This is a genomic window from Pseudokineococcus marinus, assembly GCF_013004605.1.
In the GTDB taxonomy this organism is placed as follows: Bacteria; Actinomycetota; Actinomycetes; order Actinomycetales; family Quadrisphaeraceae; genus Pseudokineococcus; species Pseudokineococcus marinus.
Window position 1 is genome coordinate 1 of the sequence record NZ_JABEMA010000137.1, and the last position, 8,168, is coordinate 8,168.

Here is an 8,168-nt window from a genome sequence, read left to right on the forward strand (position 1 = left end):
GCCGCCGACGCGCCGCCGTCGTCCGGGACGAGCTCGCTGCCGACCGGCTCACCGGCCCCCGCGCCGGCGACGACCTCCGAGTCGTCCGTCGGGCCGGGCTCAGCGGGGGCGTCCTGCGGCTCCGCCCCGCGGACGGCCGCCGCCGTCTCGCGCTCGGCGGCCCGGTGGCCCGCGAGGCGCCGGCGCGCGTCCTCCCGGGAGGAGCCGCCCGCCTCGGCCGCACGCCGCGGGCGCGCCAGCGCCCGCAGCCCCTGGGTGAGGACGTCGCCGTAGACCTCGTCGGGGTCGAGACGGCGGAGCTCCTCGGCGAGGCAGTCGCGGACGCTGCGCGGCGGGAGGGACACCTGCCGCTCGGGCTGGCCGGGAGCCGTGAGGAGCGCCGTGGCGCCCTCCGGGCGGACCAGCTCGACGTCGCCGGAGCCCCGCTCCAGGCGGACGCCGACGATGCCGCTGCCCGGCTCGCTGCGCACGCGCGTCACGGGGCAGCCGAGGGCAAGCCCGAGCCAGCCGGCCAGCAGGTCGGCGCTGGGGGAGTCCTCGGCGCCCGTGACGACGGCCGAGCGCACGGGGTCGTGCGGCGGCTGGTCGAGCGCCGCGGCGAGGAGGCCCCGCCACAGCGTGACCCGGCTCCAGGCCAGGTCGGTGTCCCCGGGGGCGTGGCCGGCGGCGAGCGCCTGCAGCGCCTTGAGGGGGCGGCGGGCGGCCCCAGAGTCGGTGATCCGCCGCTGGGCCATCGCCCCGATGGGGTCCTCCGCCGGCACGGCCGGCGGCTCGCCCGGCCACCACGCGACGACCGGGGCGTCCGGCAGCAGGAGCGGCACGACGACGGCGTCGCCGTGCCGCGCGAGCTCGCCGTACAGGCGGGCCACGACGACCTCGCTGGCGCCGGCGTCGCCGCCGACGCGGATCTGGCCGTCGAGGCGGTTCGCGCCGCGACGGCTCCCGCGGGCCACGACGAGCACCCGGCACGGGTGCTCGCGGCTGGCGTCGTTGGCCGCGGCGATGGCCTCCTCGGCCTCCTCGTCGCCCGTGCAGATGACGAGGGTGAGGACGCGGCCGAGCGCCACGGCCCCGCCCGTCTCGCGCAGGTCGACCAGGCGCCGGTTGAGGGCGCTGGTCGACGTCGAGGGCAGGTCGATGATCACGGGCGCCTCCACTCGCGGCCGTCGCGCTCCATCATGGCGAAGGCGCTGGGCGGTCCCCAGCTGCCCGAGGGGTAGGCCTCCGGCGCACCGCTCCGCGCCCAGTGCTCGATGACCGGGTCGAGGATGCGCCAGGACAGGTCGACCTCCTCGTGCCGGGGGAACAGCGGCGGGTCGCCGAGGAGCACGTCGAGGATGAGCCGCTCGTAGGCCTCCGGGCTGGACTCGGTGAAGGCGTGGCCGTAGCCGAAGTCCATCGTCACGTCGCGCACCTCCATCGCGGTGCCCGGCACCTTGGAGCCGAAGCGCAGCGTGACGCCCTCGTCGGGCTGGACGCGGATGACCAGGGCGTTCTTGCCGAGCTCCTCCGTGGCCGTCTGCTCGAAGGGCAGGTGCGGGGCGCGGCGGAAGACGACGGCGATCTCGGTGACCCGCCGCCCGAGGCGCTTGCCCGCCCGCAGGTAGAACGGGACGCCGGCCCACCGGCGGGTGTCGATCTCGACCTTGACGGCGGCGAAGGTCTCGGTGGTCGAGTCCTCCGGGATGCCGTCCTCCTCGTCGTACCCCCGCACCTGGCTGCCGCCCTGCCACCCGGCGGCGTAGCGGCCGCGGGCGGTCGAGGAGTCGAGCCCGGACGCGGGGTGGCGCACCGCCGAGAGCACCTTCTCCTTCTCGGCCCGCAGGTCCGAGGCCCCGAAGGACACGGGCTCCTCCATGGCGGTGAGGGCCAGCAGCTGGAGGAGGTGGTTCTGGATGACGTCGCGCGCCGCGCCGATGCCGTCGTAGTACCCGGCCCGCCCGCCGATGCCGATGTCCTCGGCCATGGTGATCTGCACGTGGTCCACATGCTGGGCGTTCCAGATCGGCTCGAAGAGCTCGTTGGCGAAGCGCAGCGCCAGGAGGTTCTGGACCGTCTCCTTGCCGAGGTAGTGGTCGATCCGGAAGACGGCGTCCGAGGGGAAGACGCGCTCGACGACGCCGTTCAGCTCGCGCGCCGAGGCGAGGTCGTGGCCGAAGGGCTTCTCGATGACGACGCGCCGCCACGAGCCCTCCTGCGCGCGGGCGAGGCCCGAGCGGTCGAGCTGCTCGCAGACCACGGGGAAGCTCGAGGGCGGCACGGAGAGGTAGAACGCGACGTTGCCGCCCGTGCCGCGGGCCGCGTCGAGGTCCTTCACCGTGGCGGCGAGGCGGTCGAAGGCCTCGTCGTCGTCGAAGGCGCCGGGGATGAAGCGCAGGCCCTCGGCGAGCTGGCGCCACACCTCCTCACGGAACGGAGTGCGGGCGTGCTCGCGGACGGCGTCGTGGACGACGCGCCCGAAGTCCTCGTCGCGCCAGTCGCGGCGGGCGAAGCCGACGAGCGAGAAGCCCGGCGGGAGGAGGCCGCGGTTGGCGAGGTCGTAGACCGCCGGGAGCAGCTTCTTGCGCGCCAGGTCGCCGGTGACGCCGAACATGACGAGGCAGGAGGGCCCCGCGATGCGCGACAGCCGCTTGTCGCGGGGGTCGCGCAGCGGGTTGGCCGTCGTGCCCGCCCCGACCGTGCCCGACGCGAGCGTGCCCGCCCCGACCGTGCCCGCCGTCACCGGGTCCGTCCGTCGGCCCCGGCGAGCGCCGCCCGCAGGCGGCCGAGCGCGGAGCGGTCGGTGAGGTGCAGCCGCAGCACGGGACGGCCGTGGTCGGCGAGCACCGCCGCGTCACCGGCCGCCTGGGCGCGCTGGAGCCCGCCGAAGGTGAAGGGGCGGCCGGAGATGGGGAGGTCCTCGCCCGCGGGCTCCGACGTCACCTGCAGGTAGACCCCCGTCGCCGGGCCGCCCTTGTGGTACTGGCCCGTCGAGTGCAGGAAGCGCGGGCCCCAGCCGAAGGTCACCGGGCGCCCGGTGCGGGCGGCGAGGTCCTCGCGGACGCCCTCGAGGTCGGCGTCGGCCTCCCGGTCGAGGTAGGCCATGACCGCGAGGTAGCCGCGGTCGCCGTCCACCTGCGCGAGGAGCGCGTCGACCGCCTCCTCGAGCGTCGCGGCCCCGGCGACCTCGGAGGTCCCGCGGATCTCGACGTCGCCGTCGACCGCGAGGGCCTCCTCGGTCTCCGGCGAGCCCTCGAGCAGCTCGCGCGTCGCCTGCTTGGCGCTCTCGACGTCGGGCTGGTCGAAGGGGTTGATGCCGAGCAGGCGGCCCGCCACGGCGACGGCCGTCTCCCACAGCGCCATCTGCCCGCCGAGCGACCCGCTCGTGCGCACCTCGGCGCCGGCGCCACCGCCGTCCGCCGGCTCCTCGTCGTCACCGACGAGGCGCACGACGAGCGCGTCCGACGTCGGGGAGGCGACCTCCGGCGAGCCGGTGCCGGCGACGACCACGGGCAGGAGCCCGGTGCCCTCCTTGCCGGTGGACTCGGCGACGAGCTGCTCGGCCCAGGCGCCGAAGCCCGACAGCGGCGTGCCGTCCTCGACGAGGACGAGCTTGTCGCGCAGCGGGTCGGTGCCGCCCAGGGCGGCGCCGAGCTGCAGGCCGGGGTTGCCCTCGTCGTCGGCGGCCAGCACCTCGAGGGCCTCGGCGGCCTCGTCGAGGAGCTGCTGGACGTCGGCGCCGGCCAGCCCGGCGGGCACGAGGCCGAAGGCCGTGAGGGCCGAGTAGCGGCCGCCCACGTCGGGGTCGGCCTCGAAGAGGGCGCGGTAGCCCTCGTCGCGCGCCATCTGCGCGAAGGGCGAGCCGGGGTCGGTGACGACGACGACCCGGCGCGCCGCGTCGACGCCGGCGGCGGTCATGGCCTCCACGAAGGCGCGGCGCTGCGAGTCGGTCTCGACGGTCCCGCCCGACTTGCTCGAGACGACGACGACCGTGCGCTCGAGGCCCTCGGTGAGCGCGCGCCGCACCTGGCCCGGGTCGGTGCCGTCGAGGACGACGAGCGGCACGCCCGCGGTGGCGGTGATGACCTCGGGCGCCAGGGACGAGCCGCCCATGCCGCAGAGCACGACGCGGTCGACGCCCTCGGCGGCGAGCTCCTCGCGCAGGGACGCCACGCGCCCCGGCAGGTCCGCCGAGCGCGACGCGACGTCCACCCACCCGAGGCGCTTGCCGGCCTCCTCGGCCGCCGCCGGCCCCCAGAGGTCGGGCTCCTGCGCGGCGACGCGGCTCGCGACGCGGTCGGCGACGAGCGAGGGGACGTGCGCCGACACCGCGCGCGCGGCGTCGCCGGTCGCCGTGACGGACAGGCCGCTCACTGCTGGGCCTGGGCGTCGTCGTCGGCCGCGGACACGCGGGCGAGCTCGTCCGAGACGGTCTGCTGCAGCTCGGTCCAGGAGTCGGCGAACTTCTTGACGCCCTCTCGCTCCAGCTGCTCGACGACCTCGGTGTAGGAGATCCCGAGGCGCTCGAGGTGGTCCATGACCGCCTCCGAGGCCTCGGCGGTGCCGGTGAGCGTGTCGCCGTGGACCTGCGCGTGGTCGTGCGCCTTGTCCAGGGTCGACCCCGGCATGGTGTTGACGGTGCCCCGCGCGACGAGCTCGGTGACGTAGAGCGTGTCGGGGTAGTCCGGGTTCTTGACGCCGGTGGAGGCCCACAGGGGCCGCTGGCGGCGGGCGCCGGCCTGCTCGAGGACCTCCCAGCGCGGGGTGGAGAAGACCTCCTCGTAGGCGGCGTAGGCGAGGCGGGCGTTCGCGAGGCCCGCCTGGCCGCGCAGCTCCAGCGCCTCGTCCGTGCCGATCGCCTCGAGCCGGCCGTCGATCTCGGTGTCGACGCGGCTGACGAAGAAGGAGGCCACGGACGCGATCTGCGACAGGTCGCGGCCCGCCTCCCGGGCCTGCTCGAGCCCGGTGAGGAAGGCGTTCATGACGGCGCGGTAGCGGTCGAGGGAGAAGATCAGCGTGACGTTGACGCTGATGCCCTCGGACAGGGCGGTCGTGATGGCGGGCAGGCCCTCGACGGTCGCGGGGATCTTGACCATGAGGTTGGGGCGCTCGACGGCCGACCAGATCTGGCGGGCCGCCGCGACGGTCTTCTCCGTGTCGTGGGCCAGACCGGGCTCGACCTCGAGCGACACGCGGCCGTCGTGGTGGCCGCTGCGCTCGTAGACCGGGGCGAAGAGGTCGCAGGCGCGCCGGACGTCCTCGGTGGTGATCTCGAAGATCGCCTCCTCGACGTCCGCCCCGCGCCGCGCGAGCTCGGTGGTCTGCTCCTCGTAGGCGTCGCCCTTCGACAGCGCGCTGGCGAAGATCGTCGGGTTGCTCGTGACGCCGACGACGCTCTTCTCGTCGACGAGGCGCTGCAGCTCGCCCGACTCGAGGAGCTCGCGCGACAGGTCGTCGAGCCAGACGGAGACGCCCTCGGCGGACAGCTGCGCGAGGGGGTCGGTGCCGGTCCCGCCGGCGGGGGTGGGGGCTGCGCTGGTCATCTCGGGTCCTCCGGTGCGTGCGGGGTCTGGGCTGTCGCGGGGGTGGGGCGGGTCGACCGGTGGACCGGCCGACCGGGGCCCGGGCGGCGCGCTCGGGCGCGCCGCCCGGGGCGCCGTCACTGCTGGTCGGCGGCGCCGCCCTCGGTGGGGGTGGTGCCGGCGCCGCCGGGGGAGTCGCCCCCGCGGGCGGCGCGCAGGGAGTCGCGGGCGGCCTCGGCGACGGCCTCGCCGGTCAGCCCGAACTCGCGGTAGAGCGTCTCGTAGTCGGCCGAGGCGCCGAAGTGCTCGATGGAGACGGTGCGGCCGGCGTCGCCGACGACGTCGCGCCAGCCCTGGGCCACGGCCGCCTCGACGGAGACGCGGGCGCGGACGCCCGCGGGCAGGACGGACTCGCGGTAGTCGTCGTCCTGCTCGTCGAACCACTCGCGGCACGGCATCGAGACGACGCGGGCGCGCACGCCCTCCCCGGCGAGCTGCTCGCGGGCCGCCAGGGCGATCTGGACCTCCGAGCCCGTCCCGACGAGGATGACGTCGGGCTCGCCGCCGTCGGCCTCGGCGAGCACGTAGGCGCCGCGCAGGACGCCCTCGGCCGAGGCGAGCGTCGAGCCGGACGCCGCGCCGTCGCCGCGCTCGTAGGTGGGAACCTTCTGGCGCGTGAGCGCCAGGCCCGCCGGGCGGTCGGTGCGCTCGAGGACGCCGCGCCAGGCCCATGCCGTCTCGTTGGCGTCGGCCGGCCGGACGACGTCGAGCCCCGGGATGGCGCGCAGCGCGGCGAGGTGCTCGATCGGCTGGTGGGTCGGGCCGTCCTCGCCCAGGCCGATGGAGTCGTGCGTCCAGACGTAGATCGTCGGGACCGCCATGAGCGCCGCGAGGCGCACCGCGGGGCGCATGTAGTCGCTGAAGACGAGGAAGGTGCCGCCGTAGGCGCGGGTGCCGCCGTGCAGCGTGATGCCGTTGAGGATCGAGCCCATGGCGTGCTCGCGGATGCCGAAGTGCAGCGTGCGACCGCCCTCGTCGCCCGGGAACTTCTTCGTCGCCTTGCCGGCGGGCACGAAGGAGCTGACGCCCTCCATCGTCGTGTTGTTGGACCCGGCGAGGTCGGCGGAGCCGCCCCACAGCTCGGGCAGCACGGGCGCCAGGGCGGAGAGGACGTCGCCGGACGCCGAGCGCGTGGCCACGTCCTTGCCGGCGGGGAAGACGGGCAGCGCGTCGGTCCAGCCCTCCGGCAGGCGGCGCTCCGACATGCGGTCGAGGAGCTCGGCCCGCTCGGGGTTCGCCGAGCGCCACTGCTGGTAGCGCTCCTCCCACGCGGCGCGGACGCCCTTCGCGCGCTCGGTGCTCGAGCGGGTGACCTCGAGGACCTCGTCGTCGACCTGGAAGGTGCGGTCGGGGTCGAAGCCCAGGACCTCCTTCGTGGCGCGGATCTCCTCGTCACCGAGCGCGGCGCCGTGCGAGGCGCCCGTGCCCTGCATGGTCGGCGCGGGCCAGGCGATGACCGTGCTCAGCTTGATGATCGAGGGGCGGCTCGTCTCCTCGCGCGCCTTCGTGATGGCGGCGTGCAGCTCGGCCGGGTCCTCCGCGTAGCCGCCCCCCTTGGTGAAGTCGACGTGCTGGGTGTGCCAGCCGTAGGCGGCGTACCGGGCGAGGACGTCCTCGCTGAAGGCGATGTCGGTGTCATCCTCGATGGAGATGCGGTTGTCGTCGTAGATGACGACGAGGTTGCCGAGCTCCTGGTGGCCCGCGAGGGAGCCCGCCTCGGAGGTCACGCCCTCCTGGAGGTCGCCGTCGGAGGCGATGACGTAGATCGTGTGGTCGAACGGGCTCTCGCCGGGCGCGGCGTCCGGGTCGAGCAGGTGGCGCTCCCGGCGGGCGGCCATCGCCATGCCGACCGAGCTCGCCAGCCCCTGGCCCAGCGGGCCGGTCGTGATCTCGACGCCGTCGGTGTGGCGGAACTCGGGGTGGCCCGGGGTCTTCGAGCCCCAGGTCCGCAGCTGCTGGAGGTCCTCGAGGGAGACGTCGTAGCCGGCGAGGTACAGCTGGATGTAGAGGGTGAGGCTCGAGTGCCCGGCGGACAGCACGAACCGGTCGCGCCCGTGCCAGTGGGAGTCGGCCGGGTCGTGGCGCATCACCTTCTGGAAGAGCAGGTAGGCCGCGGGGGCCAGGCTCATCGCCGTGCCGGGGTGGCCGTTGCCGACCTTCTGCACGGCGTCGGCGGCCAGCACGCGGACGGTGTCCACGGCGCGCTGGTCGGCGTCGCTCCAGGTGAAGGAGCCGGCCGTCGTCTCGGTGTCCATGGGCGTCCTCTCGCGGCCGCCCCGGCGGTGGTGCCGGGCGCCGGCCTCGTCTCGCGGTGCTCAGCCCGTGCCGCGCACGAGCTCGGTCAGTGGCCCGTCGGCCCGGGCCCCGGCGGGTCCCCCCGGCGCTCGGGCCGCCGCCCCCGGTGCAGCGCGCGGGGGGCCGTGCGGCTTCCCGCCCGCCCGCCCCGAGGACGGGACCGGGTGCGGACGTCCCCCGGGGCCCTCGTGCGAGGACCGTGCCCGGAGCCGCCCAGGACCCGCAGCGACCCTAGTGGCGCGGCTCTCGCGACGCCCGCGCGCGCCCACCCCTCGGTCGGGGCCGGCCACCGCGCCCGCGCCTCGTGCGGAG

At 75.9% G+C, this 8,168-nt stretch carries 5 protein-coding genes; all 5 read right to left on the bottom strand.

What is annotated here, in order from left to right; genetic code table 11:
* Window positions 1-1,145, bottom strand: a 1,145-nt coding sequence (gene opcA, locus HLB09_RS09975) for a glucose-6-phosphate dehydrogenase assembly protein OpcA (protein WP_171203231.1), incomplete at its 3' end; no start/stop codon positions are given.
* Window positions 1,142-2,650 (bottom strand): glucose-6-phosphate dehydrogenase, encoded by a 1,509-nt coding sequence (gene zwf / locus HLB09_RS09980; protein WP_212770865.1) that lies wholly within the window; start codon window positions 2,648-2,650, stop codon window positions 1,142-1,144. The genes opcA and zwf, both read right to left, overlap by 4 nt.
* A gap of 68 nt (window positions 2,651-2,718) precedes the next feature.
* The gene (locus tag HLB09_RS09985) at window positions 2,719-4,353 is read right to left on the bottom strand and encodes a glucose-6-phosphate isomerase (protein ID WP_171203233.1); all 1,635 of its coding nucleotides are present in this window, start codon (window positions 4,351-4,353) and stop codon (window positions 2,719-2,721) included.
* Complete coding sequence (gene tal / locus HLB09_RS09990) at window positions 4,350-5,522, bottom strand: transaldolase (RefSeq protein ID WP_171203234.1); 1,173 nt, start codon at window positions 5,520-5,522, stop codon at window positions 4,350-4,352. Before tal ends, HLB09_RS09985 begins: the two co-directional genes overlap by 4 nt.
* A gap of 116 nt (window positions 5,523-5,638) precedes the next feature.
* Entirely contained in the window at window positions 5,639-7,816 is a 2,178-nt protein-coding gene (tkt, locus tag HLB09_RS09995) for a transketolase (RefSeq protein ID WP_171203235.1), read from the bottom strand.
* Window positions 7,817-8,168 lie beyond the last annotated feature (352 nt).

What these genes read in the sequence shown, in the direction of transcription:
- tal (WP_171203234.1), bottom strand. Translation starts at nt 5,522, where the DNA reads ATGACCAGCGCAGCCCCCACCCCCGCCGGCGGGACCGGCACCGACCCC.
- tkt (WP_171203235.1), bottom strand. Translation starts at nt 7,816, where the DNA reads ATGGACACCGAGACGACGGCCGGCTCCTTCACCTGGAGCGACGCCGAC.